This is a genomic window from Amycolatopsis sp. NPDC034160, assembly GCF_055575355.1.
This window is the reverse complement of the sequence record NZ_JBVISU010000001.1, coordinates 962,233-981,712: the sequence shown is the minus strand read 5'-3', so window position 1 is coordinate 981,712 and position 19,480 is coordinate 962,233. Positions and strand designations below refer to the sequence as shown.

General features: G+C 67.7%; 17 protein-coding genes. 9 read left to right on the top strand and 8 right to left on the bottom strand.

What is annotated here, in order from left to right:
* Positions 1 to 313: 313 nt before the first annotated feature.
* The gene (locus ACZ54P_RS04815) at positions 314 to 1,273 is read right to left on the bottom strand and encodes a coiled-coil domain-containing protein (RefSeq protein WP_465460182.1); all 960 of its coding nucleotides are present in this window, start codon (positions 1,271 to 1,273) and stop codon (positions 314 to 316) included.
* 122 nt (positions 1,274 to 1,395) lie between these two features.
* On the opposite strand from ACZ54P_RS04815, the gene ACZ54P_RS04810 reads away from it, so the two are divergent.
* The 4 genes from ACZ54P_RS04810 to ACZ54P_RS04795 all read left to right on the top strand — a co-directional run bounded on the left by ACZ54P_RS04810 (position 1,396) and on the right by ACZ54P_RS04795 (position 6,799).
* Positions 1,396 to 2,625, top strand: coding sequence for a DUF445 domain-containing protein (locus ACZ54P_RS04810; protein WP_465460181.1), 1,230 nt, complete (start codon positions 1,396 to 1,398; stop codon positions 2,623 to 2,625).
* Positions 2,626 to 2,673: 48 nt separating this feature from the next.
* The gene (locus tag ACZ54P_RS04805; protein ID WP_465460180.1) at positions 2,674 to 3,900 is read left to right on the top strand and encodes a DUF445 domain-containing protein; all 1,227 of its coding nucleotides are present in this window, start codon (positions 2,674 to 2,676) and stop codon (positions 3,898 to 3,900) included.
* 51 nt (positions 3,901 to 3,951) lie between these two features.
* Positions 3,952 to 5,175 carry a DUF445 domain-containing protein gene (locus ACZ54P_RS04800; protein WP_465460179.1) on the top strand — a complete coding sequence of 408 codons (1,224 nt, stop codon included), beginning with the start codon at positions 3,952 to 3,954 and terminating at the stop codon, positions 5,173 to 5,175.
* Between the two features lie 310 nt (positions 5,176 to 5,485).
* Positions 5,486 to 6,799 (top strand): alginate O-acetyltransferase AlgX-related protein, encoded by a 1,314-nt coding sequence (locus ACZ54P_RS04795; RefSeq protein ID WP_465460178.1) that lies wholly within the window; start codon positions 5,486 to 5,488, stop codon positions 6,797 to 6,799.
* On the opposite strand, the gene ACZ54P_RS04790 is transcribed toward ACZ54P_RS04795, so the two are convergent.
* The 3 genes from ACZ54P_RS04790 to ACZ54P_RS04780 are packed head-to-tail and all read right to left on the bottom strand — an operon-like array spanning position 6,796 to position 9,449.
* Positions 6,796 to 7,677 (bottom strand): metal ABC transporter permease, encoded by an 882-nt coding sequence (locus ACZ54P_RS04790; RefSeq protein ID WP_465460177.1) that lies wholly within the window; start codon positions 7,675 to 7,677, stop codon positions 6,796 to 6,798. The genes ACZ54P_RS04795 and ACZ54P_RS04790 overlap by 4 nt on opposite strands.
* A 6-nt stretch (positions 7,678 to 7,683) precedes the next feature.
* A complete protein-coding gene (locus ACZ54P_RS04785) occupies positions 7,684 to 8,517 on the bottom strand; it encodes a metal ABC transporter ATP-binding protein (RefSeq protein WP_465460176.1) in 834 nt (277 codons plus the stop codon).
* Entirely contained in the window at positions 8,517 to 9,449 is a 933-nt protein-coding gene (locus ACZ54P_RS04780; RefSeq protein ID WP_465460175.1) for a metal ABC transporter solute-binding protein, Zn/Mn family, read from the bottom strand. Before ACZ54P_RS04780 ends, ACZ54P_RS04785 begins: the two co-directional genes overlap by 1 nt.
* 199 nt (positions 9,450 to 9,648) lie before the next feature.
* Here ACZ54P_RS04780 and ACZ54P_RS04775 point away from each other — a divergent pair, with 199 nt between their 5' ends.
* The 4 genes from ACZ54P_RS04775 (at position 9,649) to ACZ54P_RS04760 (ending at position 13,236) form a co-directional block, all read left to right on the top strand.
* Positions 9,649 to 10,749, top strand: a complete 1,101-nt coding sequence (locus ACZ54P_RS04775) for a LacI family DNA-binding transcriptional regulator (protein WP_465460174.1) — start codon at positions 9,649 to 9,651, stop codon at positions 10,747 to 10,749.
* Positions 10,750 to 10,800: 51 nt separating this feature from the next.
* A complete protein-coding gene (locus ACZ54P_RS04770) occupies positions 10,801 to 11,292 on the top strand; it encodes a beta-class carbonic anhydrase (RefSeq protein ID WP_465460173.1) in 492 nt (163 codons plus the stop codon).
* 19 nt (positions 11,293 to 11,311) lie between these two features.
* The gene (locus tag ACZ54P_RS04765; protein ID WP_465460172.1) at positions 11,312 to 12,187 is read left to right on the top strand and encodes an HhH-GPD family protein; all 876 of its coding nucleotides are present in this window, start codon (positions 11,312 to 11,314) and stop codon (positions 12,185 to 12,187) included.
* 86 nt (positions 12,188 to 12,273) lie between these two features.
* Positions 12,274 to 13,236 carry a peptidoglycan recognition protein family protein gene (locus ACZ54P_RS04760; RefSeq protein WP_465460171.1) on the top strand — a complete coding sequence of 321 codons (963 nt, stop codon included), beginning with the start codon at positions 12,274 to 12,276 and terminating at the stop codon, positions 13,234 to 13,236.
* On the opposite strand, the gene ACZ54P_RS04755 is transcribed toward ACZ54P_RS04760, so the two are convergent.
* Positions 13,184 to 14,335 (bottom strand): MFS transporter, encoded by a 1,152-nt coding sequence (locus tag ACZ54P_RS04755; RefSeq protein ID WP_465460170.1) that lies wholly within the window; start codon positions 14,333 to 14,335, stop codon positions 13,184 to 13,186. The genes ACZ54P_RS04760 and ACZ54P_RS04755 overlap by 53 nt on opposite strands.
* A gap of 573 nt (positions 14,336 to 14,908) precedes the next feature.
* Between ACZ54P_RS04755 and ACZ54P_RS04750 the strand changes: the two genes are divergently transcribed.
* Positions 14,909 to 16,351, top strand: a complete 1,443-nt coding sequence (locus tag ACZ54P_RS04750) for a M1 family metallopeptidase (RefSeq protein ID WP_465460169.1) — start codon at positions 14,909 to 14,911, stop codon at positions 16,349 to 16,351.
* A gap of 38 nt (positions 16,352 to 16,389) precedes the next feature.
* On the opposite strand, the gene ACZ54P_RS04745 is transcribed toward ACZ54P_RS04750, so the two are convergent.
* Genes ACZ54P_RS04745 through ACZ54P_RS04735 form a run of 3 tightly spaced genes read right to left on the bottom strand, consistent with a single transcriptional unit; the run spans position 16,390 to position 19,369 of the window.
* Positions 16,390 to 17,370, bottom strand: a complete 981-nt coding sequence (locus ACZ54P_RS04745) for a LysR family transcriptional regulator (RefSeq protein ID WP_465460168.1) — start codon at positions 17,368 to 17,370, stop codon at positions 16,390 to 16,392.
* Complete coding sequence (locus tag ACZ54P_RS04740; protein ID WP_465460167.1) at positions 17,367 to 18,680, bottom strand: purine-cytosine permease family protein; 1,314 nt, start codon at positions 18,678 to 18,680, stop codon at positions 17,367 to 17,369. Before ACZ54P_RS04740 ends, ACZ54P_RS04745 begins: the two co-directional genes overlap by 4 nt.
* A gap of 2 nt (positions 18,681 to 18,682) precedes the next feature.
* Complete coding sequence (locus ACZ54P_RS04735; protein WP_465460166.1) at positions 18,683 to 19,369, bottom strand: tRNA-dependent cyclodipeptide synthase; 687 nt, start codon at positions 19,367 to 19,369, stop codon at positions 18,683 to 18,685.
* Positions 19,370 to 19,480 lie beyond the last annotated feature (111 nt).

Genomic DNA, 19,480 nt, shown 5'->3' with positions numbered 1-19,480 from the left:
GGCATCATGCTTCGGCACTGGGCAGTGGCGTCCGGAGGGTGTCGCGAAAGCCATTTTCGGGACATTACATGTCCTGAAAGTGGCTTTCGCGACACCTCCTTGAGGGCTTGGGGAGGCTGGTCACCCCTGCCGGTGTGAGCAGGCAATCGGGAGGCGGGCATGTCTCCAATGCGGCATTGGAGACGGTCAGCGTCCCCCATGCGGCATTGGGGACATCCGGCCGCGGCGCGAGCCGACGTCGCTCGCAACACGACACCTTTGCCTTACCCCTCGGTTAGAACCCGAATCGCCACTCACGACCACGGTGACCGTCCTACGGCGCAGGGCGAGGTCCGTTGTTCTTCGTGGGGGCCGGCTTCTGCGCGGCCTCCGGTTTGGCGGCTTCGGCGTCGGGGGCGGGCGCCAGCAGCCGGATGGCCTCCTGGACGGCGACGTCCGTGGCGGAAAGCCGTTCGGCGACCTTCGACCGGAGCTCCATCGCGAGCTTCCGGGCCTGCTGAGCCTCGGTCTGCTGAGTCTTCGCGTCGGCGAGGGCCTCCGCGACCTGCTCCTGCTTCGCCGCGATGTCCTCGGCCGAAGCCTTCTCCGACTTGGCGATCTTCTCCGCCGAACTCCGCTCGGCTTCGGCACGCTTTTGCGCCGACACCCGGTCGGCTTCCGCGATCCTGTCCGCGGAGGCCTTCTCCGCCTCCGCGCGACGAGCCGCCGAAGCCTCCTCGGCCTTCTTGTCCGCGGCGGCGCGGGTCCGGACACTCTCCATGTCCAGGTCCTTGCGCTTCTGCGCCGCCTCGGCGTTCAGCCGCTCGATCTCGGCCTTGGCGTCGGCGAGCAGTTTCTCTCGCTCGGCCTGCGCGTCCTTGGCCGCCTTGTCGATCGCGCGCTGGGTCTCGTGGGCGTACTTGTCCGCTTCGGCCCGCGTCGATTTGGCGTCCGCCTCCGCGGCGGCCTTGAGGTCGGCGATCTCCTCCTCGGCGAGCTGCATCATCATGCGGACACGCTCGGCCATCGCGCCGGCGCCGGACGGACTCGAGCTCATCCGCACGAGCGCGGCCTTGGTCTCGTCCAGTTCCTTTTGCGCGTGGCCGAGCGCCTTGGTGAGTTCGGCGGCGGTCGCCACGGCCTCGTCGCGGTTGCGCGAGAGCTGCTTGAGTTCGGTCGACAGTTCGGCGAGCCGCTCGTCGACCTGACGCTTGTCGTAGCCGCGGACAGAGCCCGCGAATTGGGGCGATTTCGCTGAGGGCGCCTGAGGCGCCGACTTCTCAGGAGCGACCATGGCGGCCACCTTAATGAGCAGGGGCCAGTCGGGTAGTACCGCCAAACGGCTGCACTCGGCGCGCGACCGGTCGATCACATGGCATCCTGCATTGTTGACAGGCCGTAAGCAGGGAGGCCCGGTTGGACATCTCGGCGATCCTCGACGACATCGGAGAGCACTGGCACGTCTACGCCACGATGCCGTTCATCGCCGCCCTCATCGGCTACATCACCAAACGCGTCGCCATCGAGATGATGTTCCGCCCGCTCGAATTCGTCGGGATCAGACCCTTCCTCGGCTGGCAGGGAGTGATCCCGGCCAACTCGCGCCGCATGGCGACCACCGCCGTCGACCTGCTGACCAAGAACCTCGTCGATCCACAGGAGATCTTTTCGCGGCTCGATCCCGACGAGGTGGTCAAGGAACTGGAAGAACCGCTCCTCAAGGCCGTCGAGGACGTCACCCGCGAGGTGATGGAGCAGTACCAGCCCCGGCTGTGGGAACTGCTGCCGGCACGGGCGCAGCGGATGCTGGTCGACCAGGTCCGGGCGCAGGCGCCGAAGGTTGTCGCGCGGCTCATGCGCGAGGTGTCGACCAACATCGACGAGGTCCTCGACGTCAACGAGATGCTGATCAACGCGATGGTCCGGGACAAATCGCTGACCTGCCGCCTGATCAAGGAGGTCGCGACCCCGGAACTCCGCTTCATCGCCCGGTCCGGGATCTACTTCGGCTTCATCATCGGCCTCGTCCAGTTCGTCGTGTGGGCGCTGACGAAGCAGCCGCTGATCATGCCGATCTTCGGTTTCATCACGGGGTTCGTCACGGACTGGCTGGCCTTGAAGATGATCTTCTACCCGCGAGAGCCGCGCCGATTCCTGTTCTTCAGCTGGCAGGGCATGTTCCAGAAACGCCGTCAGGCGGTCGCCCGCGACTACGGCGCGCTGATCGCGGACGAGGTCCTCACCGTGCGGAACGTGATGGAGGCCGTGCTCACCGGGCCGAAGTCGGACAAGCTGTTCTCGATGATCACCCGCGAGGTGCGGCGGACCATCGACACGCAGGCGAGTATCGCGAAACCGTTGGTGGCGCTGACCGTCGGCGGCAAGCAGTACCAGGAGATGAAGCAGGCCGCGGCGGAGAAGGCGATCGCGTACCTCCCCGAAACGGTGAAACACGTGGAGAGTTACGCCACAGACGCGCTCGACGTGCGCAACACGATCGTCGTGAAGATGCAGCAGCTGACCCCACTCGAGTTCGAAGGGATCCTGCGCCCCGCCTTCCAGCAGGACGAATGGAAGCTGATCGCGGTCGGCGCGGTGATCGGCGGGCTCGTGGGTGAACTTCAGGTCCTCCTGATCCTCCATTGAGGACCGGCGGCTAGGTTCCCCTCAAGCGAGACGCGGGAGGGGCTGCGAGTGAACGCCGTCATCGCCGACCTCGGCGAGCACTGGCCGGTGTACGTCACCATGCCGTTCATCGCGGCGTTGATCGGTTACGTCACCAAACGCGTCGCCATCGAGATGATGTTCAAGCCGGTGGAATTCGTCGGCGTCAAACCGTTCCTCGGCTGGCAGGGTGTCCTGCCGGCGAACGCCGAGCGGATGGCGGCCACCGCCACCGAGATGCTGACGAGCAACCTCGTCGATCCGAAGGAGATCTTCGCCAGGCTCGACCCCGCGCAGGTGGCGAAGGAGATCGAACAGCCGCTGCTCCGCGTCGTCGAGGACGTCACCCGCGAGGTGATGGAGCAATACCAGCCGCGGCTGTGGGAAGTGCTGCCGAACTCCGCCCAGCAGTTGCTCCTCAAACGCGTGCAGGCCGAAGCGCCCCGAGCGATCACGAAGATCATGGGCGAAATCGCCGAGAACATCGAGGACGTCCTCGACCTCAAGCACATGGTCGTGACGAACCTGGTGCGCGACAAGGCCTTGCTGAACCGCCTGATCCGGGACATCTCGCGGCCGGAGATGCGGTTCATCGCGCGGTCGGGGATCGTGTTCGGCTTCTCCCTCGGCTGTGTCCAACTGCTCGTGTGGGCACTGACGAAGTCGCCGATCGTGCTGCCGCTGTTCGGCATCGGCATCGGCTGGTTCACCGACTGGATCGCCCTGAAGATGATCTTCCTGCCGCGTGAGCCGAAACGGTTCTTCGGCCTCTACACCTGGCAGGGCGTGTTCCAGAAACGCAAGGACCAGGTGGCCGCCGACTACGGCGACATGATCGCGCGCGAGATCATCACCATCCCGAACCTGCTCGAAGCCGTGCTGAGCGGGCCGAAGTCGGACAAACTGTTCACGATGATCACTCGCGAGGTGCAGCGGACCATCGACGCGCAGGCCAGCGTCGTGAAGCCGTTCGTCGCGATGGCCGTCGGGAGCAGGCGGTTCCAGGAGATGAAGCAGACGGCGGCGGCGAAGGCGGCGGCGCGGATCCCGGAAACGATCCGGCACGCCGAGGCCTACGCGGTCAACGCACTCGACGTCCGGAACACCATTGTGGACCGAATGCGCCGGCTGAAGCCGCTCGAATTCGAGCAGTTGCTGCGGCCGGCGTTCCGGCAGGACGAGTGGAAGCTGATCGCCGTCGGCGCGGTGATCGGCGGCCTTGTCGGTGAACTTCAGGTGCTCCTACTGCTTCACTGACGGGTACCCGATACCGTTTCCCATCCCCCGGAGAACGAGCGAGGAGGTCTCATGGACGCCGTCCTCGACGACCTCGCCCGGCACTGGTGGCTGTATGCCGCGATCCCGTTCATCGCCGCGCTGATCGGCTACGTCACCAAACGCGTCGCCATCGAGATGATGTTCAAACCGCTCGAGTTCGTCGGCATCAAGCCGTTCCTCGGCTGGCAGGGCGTGGTGCCCAAACACGGCGGGCGGATGGCCGCCGTCGCGACCGAGCTGCTGACGTCGAACCTGCTGGACGTCAAAGAGGTCTTCCGCCGGATCGATCCGGCGATCATCACGCGCGAGATCGAGCAGCCGCTGCTGCGCGCTGTGGACGAGGTCGCCCGCGAAGTGCTCGAACAGCACCATCCCAAGCTTTGGGAGGTCATGCCGACGATGGCCCAGGAACTGCTGATCAAGCAGATCCAGGCGGCCACCCCTCGGCTGGTGCGCGAGTTCATGACGGAGCTGACCGAGAACCTCGACGAGGTGCTCGACTTCCAGCACATGACCGTGCAGCGGCTCACCAGGGACAAGAAGTTGCTCGTCCGGCTGATCCGCGAGACGTCACGGCCGGAGATGGCGTTCATCGCGCGCACCGGGATCTACTTCGGTTTCGGGCTCGGTGTCGTGCAGGCGGTCGTCTGGGCGGCGACGAAGGAACCGTGGGTGCTGCCGATCTTCGGCGGCTGCATCGGGCTGTTCACCGACTGGCTGGCGATCAAGCTGATCTTCGTGCCGCGCGAGCCGGTGCGGCTCGGCCGGCTGATCCTGCAGGGCAAGTTCCAGCGACGGCGGGCCGAGGTCGCGCACCAGTACGGCGAGATGATCGCGAACGAGATCCTCACCGTGCCGAATCTGCTCGACGCGGTGCTGCGCGGACCGCGGTCGGACCGGTTGTACGCGCTGGTCGAACGGCTCGTGGCGAACGCCGTCGACGAGCAGGCGAGCGCCGCGCGACCGATGGTGGCGCTGGCCGTCGGCGGGCAACGGCTGCAGGAGATCAAGCAGGCGGCCGCGCGGAAGGCGCTGGAGCACCTGCCGCCGACGATCCGCCACGCCGAGGGCTATCTGACCGAGGCGATGGACGTCGCGAAGATCGTCGAGCGGCGGATGCTCGGACTGACGCCGTTGGAGTTCGAGGGCCTGTTGCGGCCGGCGTTCCGGCAGGACGAGTGGAAACTCATCGCCGTCGGCGGCGCCATCGGCTTCCTGGTCGGTGAGTTGCAGGTCTTGCTCATGCTGCACTGACCGAGCGCGTTTAGCGGGCTAAACGCGATCTGTGGCGCACTTGCCTTTAGCGGGCTAAACGCGATCCGGGGGCGGGCGGGTCCGGCCTCGCGTGAGCCTCGCGCACCTACGCGGTGGCTCTGGTGGCGAGGCGGTCGCACGCGAGCAGATGTGCCCCCAATGTGGCATTGGGGACAGCGAGCGTCTCCAATGCCACATTGGGGGCTTCTGGAGGGTGGCGCACTCGCCTTTAGCGGGCTAAACGCGATCCGGGGGCGGTGAAGTGGGGCGTTCTCACGTGGTCGCGACACGGGTTGATTACGGTGGTGGGGTGGCGTCCGAACCCCAGCAACTGCCAGCCGTGCACGAGGCGTGGCTTCCGCGTGAGCACGCCCTGCACCGACCTCGCCACGGCGGCAGGCAGCTGACCGCGCTCATCAGCGCGCTCCTGTTCTTCACCACCCCGGCTCTGCTGTGGGTCTTCGGCGTGCGGCCGGGTGAGATCGAGAACCACAAGCTCGCGAGTTTCCCCGGCCTCGACAAGGGCTGGGGCTTCTTCACCGACATGCCGGCCTGGGCCATCGACCAGCTGTCGTTCCGGCCGGGCGCGATCGCCGCCGCCGACGCGATCAGCCGCGGGATCTTCGGCGAAGGTGCCCCGCTCGACCAGCCGCCACCGCAGCAGCAGGCAGGCCCGATCCCCGCCCCGCCCGCCCCATCGCCGACCAAGACCGCGCCCATCCAGGGCCCGACACCGAACGCCGCGTCCGGCTATCGCCGCGTCGTCCAGGGCCGCGACGGCTGGCTTTACTACGGCTACGACGCCGACGCGAAATGCGATCCGTCCCGTCCTCTGCCCGAGACCATCGCCAAGATCAACGAGCTGCGGCGCGCGGTCGAGCAGTCCGGGCGCCGGTTCGAACTCGTCGTCGCGCCGGACAAGTCGACGATGGTCCCGCAGTTCCTTCCCGACAGCTACCCCGGTAAGGACTGCTCGCGTTCGGCCGAGGCGAGCACCTGGCACCGGATGATCAAGGACGCCCGCGCGATCGACCTGCGGCCCGAACTCCGCGCGTCCGAGGGCCGGGTGAAGCGCCCGATCTACCCGTCCAACGACACGCACTGGGCCGACGAAGGCGCGCTGGTGATGACCCGCGCCATCGCGAACGCGATCAAACCGGGCGTCACCCAGACGTGGGTCAGCGTGCCCGTCGGCCAGTACGACACGGTCGCGGATCTGCCGCCGCTGATCAACAAGCAGGGCACCAAGACGAACACGCTCTACAGCCTCCGCCCCGACGGCATGGTCGAGCGCGCGGGCGAACCCAACGGCGACATCGACCGGCCGGTGTACCGCACCGCCAGCCCGCTGATCGGGACGGTGGACGACAAGATCCTGATCTACGGGGACTCGTTCACGAAGGCGTCTTCGCGGTACCTCTCCGGCGCGTTCACGAACCTGACGATGCTGGCGCACTTCACCCAGAAGACGTCGCAGGCCGAAGCCGTCGACGCTTTCGTGAACGCGAACGTCGTCGTGCTCGAAGCCGTGGAGCGCAGTGTCGCCGGTGGTCAGCTCGCGTTCATCGACCCCGGGTTCATGGAAGCGGTCAAGAAGGCGCTCGCCGAGAATCCGATCCGCTAGCCCAAGGCGGGCTGTGCCTTTGCGGTCGGCTCGACGCGGATCCGGGTGTTCCGGCCACGAAGCCACGCGATGAGGCGGCAGACCAGGTAGATCACGAACGAGATCGTCGTGACGAACGCGCTCACCGGCTTCCCGGGCGCGAGCGAAAGGACGATCCCGCCGAGTGCCGCGATCTCCGCGAACACGATCGACAGCACGGTCGCCTTCCACGGGCTGGCCGTGACCCGCGCGGCCGCCGCTGCCGGGGTCACCATCAAGGAGACCACGAGCAGCGCGCCGACGATCTGCACGCCGAGCGCGCTCGAAATCCCGACCAGCACCGCGAAGATCAGCGACAGCAACCGGACCGGCACACCGCGGGCAGCCGCGACCGCGGGATCGACCGTGGCGAACAGCAGCGGCCGGTAGATCACCGCGAGCACCACCAGTACGACGACCGAGGCGCCGACGAGCAGGTTCAGGTTGGTCGAGTCGATGGTGATGATCTGCCCGACGAGGATGCCGAACTTGTTGGCGCTGCGGCCTTCGTAGAACGAGAGCAGCAGCACGCCCATGCCGAGTCCGAAGGCGAGGATCACGCCGATCACGGAGTCGCGTTCGGACTCGCGGCCGCCGAGGATCCCGATCAGCAGGGCGGCGATCACCGCGCCCGCGAGGCCGCCGAGTTCGACGCCGACGCCGAGCAGCAGTGCGCCCGCCGCGCCGGTGAAGGCCAGTTCCGCGGTGCCGTGCACGGCGAACGACATCCGCCGCATGACCACCAGCGGGCCGAGTACGCCCGCGACCAGCCCGAGTACGGCGGCCGCCAGAAGCGCGGTCTGCACGAAGTCGAGGCCGAGAAGTTCGCCGGTCAGGGCGAAGTCGAACATCTTGTCCACGGTGTCCTACGAGGCCTGTTCGTCGATGTGGTGGGGTTCGTCCTCGCACAGCGCGCTCTGTGCCCCGGCGACGTGGATCTGACCGCCGACCTTGACCACCTCGATCCGCGTGCCGTACAGCTCGGACAGCGTCTCCGAGTTCATCACCTCGTCCGGTTTACCGACCCGGAACTGGCCGTTCACCAGGTACAGCATCCTGTCCACATAGGACAGGATCGGATTGATCTCGTGGGTGACGAACAGGACGGCGGTGTTCGCCGAACGCCGCCGCTCGTCGATCAGCTCACTGACGGCGCGCTGATGGGCGAGGTCGAGGGAGAGCAGCGGCTCGTCGCACAGCAGGACCTCGGGATCGCCGACCAGCGATTGCGCGACGCGAAGCCGCTGCTGCTCGCCGCCGGAAAGCCGCCCCACCGGCTGCTTCGCGTACGCCTGCGCGCCGACGGACTCGATCGCCCGCGACACCAGCTGCCGTCGTTTCGCGAGGCCGAAGAGCCCGGTCCCCCACCGGTGCCCGTCCAGGCCCAGGCCGACCAGGTCCACCCCGCGCATCGTCAGTCCCTCGTCGAGGGCGCGCTGCTGCGGGATGTAGCCGATCCGCCGGTTCTGCCCGCCGGGCTGCCGCCCCGCGATCTCGACCGTGCCCTCCGGCAGTCCCTGCTGACCCAGCAGCACCTTGAGCAGGCTGCTCTTGCCGGAGCCGTTCGGCCCGAGGATCGCGAGGAACTCGCCGGGTTCGACGTCGAGGTCGAGCCCGGACCAGAGGGTTCTGGTGCCGAACGCGAGGCTCGCCCCGCGGACACGGACCGCGGGGCGCGCCTCGGCGGGTACGGAGGTCACTACTTCAGTGCTCCCGCCAGCGAGTCCACTTCCTTGGTCATCCATGCAATGTAGTCGGTCACACCCTGGGGAAGCGTTTCGGTCACATCGACGACCGCGATCCCGGCGTTCTTGGCGTCCCCGACGACCTGCTGGGTGACCGGGGTGGTGGTCTGCGCGTTGTTGATCAGGGCCTTGATCTGCTTGCCGGAGATCAGCTGCTTGACCTCGTTGAGCGCAGCGGCGGGCACGTCCTGCTCCGCTTCCACGGCCTCGGCGAAGGCGGGCGGAGTCGCGTCGGTGACCTTCGCGCTGTCGAGCAGGTAGTGCGCGACGGGCTCGGTCGCGACGACCTTGGCGTTCGAAGCGCCCAGCCCGGTGACCTTCTTCAGCAGTTCCTGCGTCTTGCCCTTGAACGCGGTCGCGTTGGCGGTGAAGGCGTCCTTCGACGCGGGCTGGATCTCGCCGAGCTTCGCGGCGACCTGGTCGGCGATCTTCTCGACACCGGGCAGGCTGTACCAGACGTGCTCGTTCTCGTTGCCCGTCGCGGCGATGTCGACGGCGACCAGCTTCTGCGCGCCGGTGGCCTGGTCGGCGAGCTTCGAGAAGAAGTCGTCGTAGCCGCCGCCGTTGGATAGCGTCAGCTTCGCGTTCTTCGCGGCGATGGCGTCGCTGGCGGTGGTCTCGTAGGAGTGCGGGTCGGCCGAGGGGTCGTGGATGATCGAGGTGACCTCGACCTTGTCGCCGCCGACGGCGGTCACGACGCTGCCCCAGACGTCGGTCGAGGCGACGACCTTGATCTTGTCGCCGGCGCCGGGATTCGCGGCGGACGCGTTCTGGGTACCGGTGCCGGTCGACGCCTTGTCACTGGAGGCGCAGGCCGTCGCGCCGAGGGCGAGGACGGCCAAGGCCGACACGGCCGCGAAAACACTCTTGGTACGGCGGGAATTCATCTACTGCGCTCCTGCGGATGCCCAGGCCAGGTGTCCCAATGCCGGGTAATGGAAACCATTGTCACATTCAACTGTACCCCATCCGGCCGATACCACCTCATCCATCACTGTCCGCTGTACCCAGGGTCACTCTGAATCGAGACCTGCCACACGTCGGGTGATGCTTCTGGAAAACGATCTGAACCGTTACGGTTTGCGGATGGGCCGTCCTATCCGCACCAGGAGGCAGGCGACACTGGCGTCGCTGGCCGCAGAGCTCGGTGTGTCGAGGACCACCGTCTCGAACGCCTACAACCGACCGGACCAGCTGTCCCCTGAGCTGCGCCGTCGCGTCCTCGAGACCGCGCGGCGCCTTGGTTATCCGGGCCCCGACCCGGTGGCCCGTTCGCTGCGGACGCGTAAGGCCGGCGCTGTCGGTCTCCTGCTCACCGAGAACCTCTCCTACGCCTTCCGTGACCCCGCCGCCATCGGCGTGCTCGAAGGACTCGCGCTGGCCTGCGAAGACGCGGGCGTCGGCCTGCACCTCGTGCCGGCGAGCCCGGGCCGCGAGGACGTCGCGGCCGTGCATCGCGCCGGTGTCGACGGCTTCGTCGTCTATTCGGTGCCCGACGACGACCCGCATCTCGGCGCCGTCCTGGAGCGCCCGGTGCCGACGGTGATCGTCGACCAGCCGAGGGTGGACGGCGTCGACCGGGTCGGCCCGGACGACGCGGCCGCGGTCACCGCCATGGCCGACCACCTCATCTCACTGGGGCACCGGCAGATCGGCGTGCTGTGCATGCGGCTGGCCCGCGAGCGCAACGACGACTTCGTCTCCATCCAGCGGCAGAGCGCCGCGCACTTCCACGTCCAGCGGATCCGGCTGGAGGCGCTGGCCGCCGCGTTCTCCTCGGCCGGGGTCGACTGGGCGACCGTGCCCGTGGTCGAGCGCTTCGACCACACGGTGGACGACGGCGCGTCGGCCGCGCGACAGCTGCTCGACGCGTATCCGCAGGTCACCGCCGTGATCTGCACCTCGGACATCCTCGCGCTCGGCGCGCTGGCCGAAGCCGAACGCCGCGGGCTGCGGGTGCCGCAGGATCTGACGGTCACCGGTTTCGACGGCATCACCGAGGCCGAACGCTCCGGGCTCACCACGGTCCATCAGCCGGTGCTCGAGAAGGGCAAGGCGGCGGGCAAGCTGCTGCTCAGCTCGGCGGACCGGGTCGGCCCGAAGGTGATCACTCTCACCACCGAACTGCGCGTCGGCCGCACGTCGGCACCGCCGCGGACGGCCGAGGAGCGCTGGTTCGGGCCGTGACATGAGCACCGAAGAGTTGCCCTCTTCGGCTCGCCCGGTTCCAATGGGCCGGTGACCTCCATCGATGTACTGCTCAAGCGCAATCAGGAGCTGGGCGATGTCACTCCTGGTGACCGCTCCTCCCCGAGGCCATCGCTCCAAGTGACGATTTTGACCTGCATGGACGCCCGAATCCGGGTGTTCGAGATCTTCGGCCTGATCCAGGGCGAGTCGCACATCCTGCGCAACGCCGGCGGGGTCGTCACCGACGACACGATCCGTTCGCTCTCGCTCAGCCAGCGGAAGCTGGGCACGCGCGAGGTCCTGATCGTCCAGCACACCGACTGCGGTCTCTCCATGGTCACCGAAGACGACTTCAAGGACGAACTCGAAGCCGCCAGTGGGCTGCGCCCGACCTGGTCGGTCGAGGCGTTTCGCGAGGTCGGGGACAGCGTGCGCCGGTCGGTGCAGCGCGTGCGGCGCAGCGACTTCCTGCCGCACACCGACAACGTGCGCGGCTTCGTTTACGACGTGAAGACAGGGCGCCTCAACGAAGTCGCGTAAGGGTTTTAAGCTTGACCGAGTGGGCGTCGACGCGGATGTACTGACCGAGTGGTTCGACGAGGTGGGGCGCGACCTGCCTTGGCGTGAGCCGGAGTGCACCGCCTGGGGCGTGCTCGTCAGCGAGATCATGTTGCAGCAGACGCCGGTCGCGCGCGTCCAGCCGATCTGGCTCGACTGGATGGCACGCTGGCCGGTGCCCTCGGCGCTGGCGGCGTCGTCCCAGGGCGAGGTCGTGCGCGCCTGGGGCAAACTCGGCTACCCACGGCGAGCGCTGCGGCTGCACGCCGCGGCCGCCGTCATCGCCGCCGAACACGGCGACGTCGTTCCGTCCGATGTGGACACTCTGCTCGCGTTGCCCGGCATCGGCGCGTACACCGCCCGCGCGGTCGCGGCCTTCGCCTACGGCAAACGGGCACCGGTGGTGGACACGAACGTCCGGCGCGTGGTGGCCAGGGCGGTACACGGCGCGGGTGACGCCGGGCCGCCGTCGAACACCCGCGACATGGCCGACGTCGAAGCCTTGCTGCCGCTTGAGGACGCACCCGCCGCGAAACTCTCGGCGGCGTTGATGGAACTCGGCGCGCTCGTCTGCGCCGCCCGGTCGCCACGCTGCGCGGACTGCCCGATCTACGACGACTGCGCCTGGCAGCACGCGGGCAAACCCGCTTACGCCGGACCCGCGAAGCAGGTCCAGAAGTTCGCCGGGACCGACCGTCAGGTGCGCGGGCTGTTGCTCGACGTCCTGCGCGGTACCGAAGGCCCGGTCGAAAAGGCACGGCTCGATCTCGTCTGGCACGAATCCGGGCAGCGCGACCGCTGCCTCGACTCCCTGTTGGTCGACGGTCTGCTCGAACAGACCCGGGACGGCCTGTTCGCCCTGCCTGGCGAACACTAACGCATTACGACAAAAGTTGGTCAATGGTTGTCATCGGCGCGATGGCGGGTTAGCTTTCCGCCAAAGCGCATGATGGGAGCTCGCCCGTGGCCGACTTCGACCGACGTACCGCGCTCAAGGGAGGCCTGACGGTAAGTGCCGCCGGGCTACTGGGGACAGCAACGACTTCCGCCGCGTCCGCGGCGACTGGGGTACCGGAACCGCGGATCTACGGCACGGCCGAGTGGGGCGCCCGTCCGCCGAACGGAACGATCGAGGTGCAGAACCACAAACCGACGTACATCGTCGTGCACCACACGGTCGATCCAGGCAATGTCACCGACTACACGCTCGAACACGCCTTCTGGGCGTCGCGCGCGATCCAGAACTTCCACATGGACACGCGCGGCTGGGTGGACAGCGGCCAGCAGTTCACGAACAGCCGCGGCGGGCACATCACCGAAGGACGGCATCGCAGCTTGGAGGTGCTTCGCGGCGGGACACGGCACGTACTGGGCGCGAACGTGGGCAACCACAACAGCACGTGCATCGGAATCGAGAACGAGGGCCTCTACAGCAAGGAAGACGTCACGCCGGCGCTGTGGGACTCGCTGGTGAAGATGGTCGCCTATATCGCGTCGCAGTACGGGATCGCTCCGGAGTTCATCAAGGGGCACCGGGACTTCAACTCGACCGAATGCCCGGGAACCGTGCTGTACAACCGGCTTCCCGAGCTGCGGACCGCGGTCGGGAAGCTGCTGGGCTCGGCGTCGCCGAAGGTGGACGTGCCCGAATGGCCGCTGCTCAAACCCGGCGACTCCGGACCGCGAGTGCGGACGGCGCAGGAACTCCTGCGGGCGCGCGGTTTCGCCGTTCCCGTCGACGGCGTGTTCGGACGGTCCACCAAGGACGCGGTGGCCACGGTCGCCGCCAGGCACGGACTCGAACGTGACGCCTGTGGCGCGACCGCGGCGACCGACGAGACCGGGTTCCTCGGCTCCGACGTCTGGCCTCTCCTCACGCGACCCGGGACGGATCCGCGGGCGCTGAAAGCACGACTCGCCGGCTGAACAGCAGCGGCAAGAGGATCACGAAGGCGGCGCACCAAGGGAGCAGGAAAGTTCCCAGCGGCAGCAGCAGGCCGCCGATGAGCGCTCCACCGGCGACGGCGCCGTTCCAGGCCGCGATCGTGAGCGACTGGGCGGCGTCGGCGGTGGTGCCCGCGATCAAGGCCGTGACGGCCTGGAAAGCGGTCGGGGCACCACCGAAAGCCAGGCCCCACAGGCAGGCGGCGGCCAGCACCAGTCCGGGAACGCCGTCGCTCAGTCCGATGAGGACGATCGCGGCGGCCGTCACGCCCGGGCAGATCAGCAAGACGGCGCGCGGATGCCGGTCCAGCGCGGCTCCGACGGCGACCAGCCCGCCGACCGTGCCGCAGCCGAACACCAGCAGCGCCGCACCCAGCATCCGCGCCGAATCCAGCCCGACGAGGACCGGGCCGATGTAGGTGTAAGCGACGTTGTGCCCCAACGAGAACAGTGCCACTGTCGCCAGCACGGGGCGCATCCCCGGCAGCCGTGACGCGGCCAGCGGGCGGGTAGGGCGCGCCGGATCCGCCGGCACGGCGGGCACCGCGACGAACACCCACGCCAAAAGCGGCACGGTGATCATCGCCATCACGGCGAACGCCCAGCGCCAATCGACCAGTTCGCCGAGCGCGGTACCCGCGGGCACACCGAGGGCGAATCCGATCGGGGTGCCGGACATGGCCACGGCCAGCGCGCGTCCGGTGAGTCCCGGCGGGACGAGGCGCATCGCGTATCCGGCCACAAGCGACCACATCACGCCGGTCAACGCGCCCGAGACGATCCGCGCGGCCAGGATCAGCGGGTATGAGGAGGACACGGCGATCAGCAGGTTGGTCAGCAGGAAACCGACGATCAGCGCTACGAGCAAGCGTTTGCGCGGCATCCGGAGCGTGGCCGTGGTGAGCGGGATGGCGGTAAGCGCGGTGGTGATCGCGTAGACCGTCACCAGCTGGCCGGTCGCCGACGGGGACACCCCGAGATCCGCCGACATGCCCAGCAGCAGCCCGGCGGGCAGCACCTCGGTGAGGCAACCGAGGAAGACCGTCGTCGTCAGCGCGAGCAGCGCCGGGAGAGGCAGCATGCGTCGACGATCTCTTTACTGGCGCGGGCGCGGTAGTTCCGGGCGGGTATGCCGCGGGGTTATCGGACCGCCGGTGAGGGGTGGGTCCGGTTGGTCGTGAGTGGCGATTCGGGTTCTCTTAGCGGCAAGGCGACCGTGGCGTGTTCGGTGGGATGGTGGTCTGGGTGACGTAGCGCCGCACTCGTGTGCTCAAAGACGAATCTCGCGTGCTCAGAGACGAATCTCGCGTGCTTGAAGACGAAACACCCGAGTGCGGGAGCCTGGCACGCGAGTCCCGTGTCTGAGCACGCGAGTTACATGTCTGAGCACGCGAGTTCCGTGTCTGAGCACGCGAATTACGCCTTCGCGCTGCCCGCCACCCCGACGAACAGGCCGCCCACGATCACGACACGTTCGGCCTTCTTCTCGATAACCCGAATCGCCACTCACGACCAACTGGACCGACCACGCCCCCCGCGCCCTCCCCTTCCTCCTGCGGATAACCCCGTGGCATGGCGGGCTGGCAGTGCCGCGACCGGCGTGGACGACCACACGATGACCGGGCACCCTCCCCCGTAGAGAGAAGGCTCGTTCATGACCGTGCGGATTCGGTGGCAGGAGCCACTGTGCACCGCGTTGCTCGCCTCCACGATGATCGGCACTTGCCAGCCGTCGGCGGCGGCTCAGCCGGCACCCGGCAGCGACGGGTACGTGCACGTCTCGCCCGACGGCACCGTCCTCGGCGCCGATCCCTACTACCCGAAGGACGGCAACGGCGGCTACGACGTCTCCGGCTACTCGCTCGCCCTGGACTACGCGCCGTACTCGATGCTGTTGAGCGGCAAGGCGACGATCACCGCGACGGCCACCCAGGACCTGAGCCGGTTCAACCTCGACCTTCGCGGCCTCACCGTACGCTCGGTGACCGTCGACGGAGTGGCCGCCGCATTCCGGCGGGAGGGTGAACACGAGCTGGTGATCACCCCGCGAAACCCGGTGGCCGAAGGCACGCGGTTCACCGTGGTCGTCGCGTACGACGGACGACCGGAGCCGATCGGCACGGCGCGCGGACGGGTCGGCTGGCTGGCCACGTCCGGTGATTCCGCCGTGGCCACCGGCCAGCCGCGTTCGGCGATGACCTGGTTCCCCGTCAACGGTACCGAGGTCGACAAAGCGACCCTGCGTGTCTCCGTCACCGTCCTGGACGAATTCTCCGTGACAGGCAACGGTTTCCAGGTCTCCGACAGGCCGGCGGGCTACGGTCGGCACACCGTCACCTGGGCGGAGGACACCGCCCTCGCCCCGAGCACGGCGATGCTCGGTATCGGTCGCTGGGAGGTCGAGAGAATCACGCTTCCCGGCGGTCGCACGGCGATCAACGCCTACCATCCGTGCGCCGTCGACAAGCGGAAGGTCGGCGGGCGGCTGCCCGAGGTGCTGGAGTTCCTCACCGGGAAGTTCGGCGACTACCCGCAATCCGCGGCGGGTGGACTGTTCCTCGACCGCTCTCTCGGTTACACGCACGGCGCGCAGACCCGGCCGGTGTACGGACACACGGCGACCGTCGCCGATCTCGTGTACGCCACCGCGTACCAATGGTGGGGCGCCGGAGTGAGCGGCAAGATGTGGCGCGACGCGCTGATGCCCGAGTCCATCGCGCGGTACGCGGTCTGGTTGTGGGACGAGGCCAAGAACGGCGCCGACCTGGACCGGCGGTACCGCGAACTGGTCGCCCGGGTGAGCGATGACGCGGCATTCTGGGCACCCAAGCTCACCGATCCGGGCAAGGGGACCGAATTCGCGCCCACGACCAAAGCGGTATTGATGATGCACGCGCTGCGCCGTCTCATCGGTGACGACGCGTTCTTCCAGATCGTGGCGGGCTTTCCGGTGATCAACCCGCAGGGCAACCAGAACTGGCACGACTTCGAGCTTTACGTCTCCGCGATGACCCAGCGCGACCTCGGCGAATTCAACCACGCGTGGCTGGACGGCACGGTGCGGCCGCCGGACGAGCTCCTCTTCCCCGGGGAGTGACAAAACCTCGTGAGTGGTAATGACGGTTCTAACCGTCATTACCACTCACGAGTCTTTTCCAGGTGCGAGGCGTAAACCGGTGCCGTCTTCGCCTCGGCCCAGTACGTTTCGACGACGGCGGAGAGCAGCTCAGCCTGCCGCCCCGCCACGAAGGTCTCCCGGTTCCAGGCGAGAATATGCCTGCGGGGCAACACATCCCCGCGCAGCGGCCGGGTCACCACGCCGAGATTCCGCGGATCGCAGATCGGCTGCGACAGGCCGACCGCGCCTGCCCGCACCACCAACAGCGCCACCTGCTGCGACGTCACCTGGTGGGTGACCGACGGGCTGAAGCCGTGCCGCGCGCAGGTGTCGGCGAAATACTTGTTGAACGTGGTCGCCGACGAATCGGACACCATCACCCACGGCTCGTCCCGCAGCTCCCGCAGGTCCACGACCTCCTCGCACGCCAACCGGTGACCTTCCGGCAGCAGGACGAAGGTCGGCTCGGTCACCACCACCGCGGTCGCCACGTTCGCTGGGATTTCCAGCTCGTGTCCCGGATATTCCTTGACCAGTCCCAATTCCGCGCGGCGCTGCGCCAGCAGTGGCAGCAGCCGCTCGGGATGGTCGTCGTGCACGACCTGCACCTCGGAGACCTCCGGCCACAACCTGGTGACCAGCGACGGCAGATGCGCCACCAGCGCGCTGGCCACCGCCGCCACGCGGACGACGTCGGGCGGGCCGCTGGGGCAGACGCGCTGCTCGATGTCTTCGAGCAGTTTGTCAAGCTGTGGCAGCAAAGCGGCCGTCCGGCGCAGCAGCAACTCGCCCATCGGCGTCGGCGTCACCCCGCCTTCGCGCCGCTCGAACAACTGATAGCCCAGCATGTTCTCCAGCCGTTTGAGCTGGGTGGACACGGCGGGCTGGGTGACGCCGAGAGCGATCGCGGCACGGGAAAGACTGCCCGTGTCCGCGATCGCCCGAATCACCCGCAGGTGGTGAACATCCAGTTGTACGACGTCGAACTCCTTTGTCACGTACGGGTTTTGGGCCCGTCGGAAGAAGTCATCGCCACGGGAACCGAGGCGGCCGTGGTCCGTCTGCCGAGAAGAATATACAGGAGAAAAGCCCCGAAAACGGAGTTCACCGTGGGAATTCCCCACGGCAGCCAGATTCCCACCGCGGCTCCGGTCACCCAGCAGATCAGCGCGGCGGGCACCCACGTAGGGCAAGACGACGGCAACTCTCCCGACGCCCGCGTGCTTACCAGCTCCGGTTTCCAGCGCCGGACCACGTAGTACTCGGCGATCACCACCCCCGCCACCGGCGGGGTGAGCACGCCGACCCAGGTCAGGAAGGTGGTGAAGTGATCGAGGATGCCGATCGCGGAGAGCACCGTGCCGAGCCCGCCGAGCACCACGGTGGCGGTGGTGCGGTCCAGCCGCCGGGACAGCAGCACCTGCACGGTGTTCACCAGCCCCAGCGAGGACGAATACAGGTTCCAGTCGTTGATCTTCAGAATCGCGGTGACCAGGATCAACGTGCCGAGCACTCCGGACGACGAAGTGATGATCCCGACCACGTCGGCGCTTTTCGCCGCGTGTGCGAGCAGCACGCCGATCAGCCCGATCAGGTACTGCCCGAGGGTGATGCTGACCAGGGTCTGCTTCACCACGTCGGCCGCCGTCCGGTTGAACCTGGTCATGTCCGGCGTCATGATCGCGCCCATGATGAACGCGCCCGCCACCAGCGTGGTGCCCTGTGCCAGCGACATCGCCGGTCCCGGCGGCGGCGCGGACATCAGCGCGGGCAGTGCATGGTCGTCGAGCGCGGTGATGATCGAATACCCGGCCAGCGCGAGGAAAGCGGGCACCGTCAGATAGGCCGTCCAGGCCATCGCGTGGAAGCCGAACACGACGATCGCGGTGACCAGCGCGCCGCCCGCCAGCGCCCAGACCCACACCGGCGGGCCGCCCATCAAGGCGTGGAGCCCGTGGGCGAACACGTCGTTCTGCACGCCGAACCAACCCGCCAGGCTCAGCGTCATGAGCACTCCGACCAGCGAGGATCCGCCGGTGCCGAATCCGGTCCAGCGCGCGAGTACCGAAGTGGACAGCCCTTCCCTGGTGCCGGCGATGCCCATCAGGATGGTGATGATCTCCAGGAGGACCGAGCCGATCGTGATGGCCAGTACCGCGTCCCAGAAGGTCATGCCGAAGCCGAGCACCGCGCCGAGCAGGAACTGGTGGAACGAGGACACCTGCCCGAATCGTTGCAGTGCCACGGAAACCCAGGAATAACGGCGTTCGGCGGGGACGCGGCGCAGGGAGAAGTCGTCGTGTTCCATGGTCACTCCGCTCGTTCCGGGACGGCGTTCTCGAGGATGACGAAGCCCTGCCCCGGCAGTGGCCGCCACGACAGTTCGCCGCGGTAGAGCCGTTCGAGGAAGGCCACCCGCTGGTGGTAGGCGAACACCGAACTGCCGACGCCCGCCACGGCCACGGTGCCGACGAACATCGGCAACTCGGCCAGGAAGTACCGGACCGCGCTGCGCAACTGGTCACGGGTGGGATGTTCGCCTTCGGGCAGCCGCCGGTCCAGCACCCAGCCCGTCGCGCCGAGACACTGCTCGGCGAACTCCGCGTCGGTCGCGAAGCGTTGGTGCGCCTCGGAAAGCAGGTTCAAGTAGGCGGGGTCGGTTTCGAGCACGGCGGCGTCGAGGATCCGGACGCACGGGTCCGACGGGTACACCTGCTGCAGCGCGCGGACGATCTTGTTGCGCGTGTAGTTGCCTTGCCGCTGCGCCTTCTGCGCGGCGCGGACCGGGTCGTAGCCGAGCGCTTCGAGCGTGAACGCCGACGGGCCGTCCGGGACGAAGAAATGGAAACCGCGAAAGCCGGACATGGCCCAGCGAGCCAGATCGGCGATACGTTCCACCGTGAAATAACTGTTGAACGGGCTGACGCCGATGCACACGTGCTCGGCTCGCGACAGGGGATCGGCACAATGCTCGGTGAGCGGCAGTGGTCGCAGCAAGACGGCTCCTGTTTCACGGGATATGCGCCGGAGAAGAGGCGCCGACCGAACGTAGCCACGGCCCGCCGGCCCGGGTATTGCCGGAAAATAGTGTCACCGGGTTATGGGAAA

Excerpts from the sequence above, each read along its gene's own strand:
- ACZ54P_RS04755 (WP_465460170.1), bottom strand. The coding sequence starts at position 14,335 with ATGCTGCCTCTCCCGGCGCTGCTCGCGCTGACGACGACGGTCTTCCTC.
- ACZ54P_RS04800 (WP_465460179.1), top strand. The coding sequence starts at position 3,952 with ATGGACGCCGTCCTCGACGACCTCGCCCGGCACTGGTGGCTGTATGCC.
- ACZ54P_RS04815 (WP_465460182.1), bottom strand. The coding sequence starts at position 1,273 with ATGGTCGCTCCTGAGAAGTCGGCGCCTCAGGCGCCCTCAGCGAAATCG.
- ACZ54P_RS04740 (WP_465460167.1), bottom strand. The coding sequence starts at position 18,680 with ATGGAACACGACGACTTCTCCCTGCGCCGCGTCCCCGCCGAACGCCGT.
- ACZ54P_RS04750 (WP_465460169.1), top strand. The coding sequence starts at position 14,909 with ATGACCGTGCGGATTCGGTGGCAGGAGCCACTGTGCACCGCGTTGCTC.
- ACZ54P_RS04775 (WP_465460174.1), top strand. The coding sequence starts at position 9,649 with ATGGGCCGTCCTATCCGCACCAGGAGGCAGGCGACACTGGCGTCGCTG.
- ACZ54P_RS04780 (WP_465460175.1), bottom strand. The coding sequence starts at position 9,449 with ATGAATTCCCGCCGTACCAAGAGTGTTTTCGCGGCCGTGTCGGCCTTG.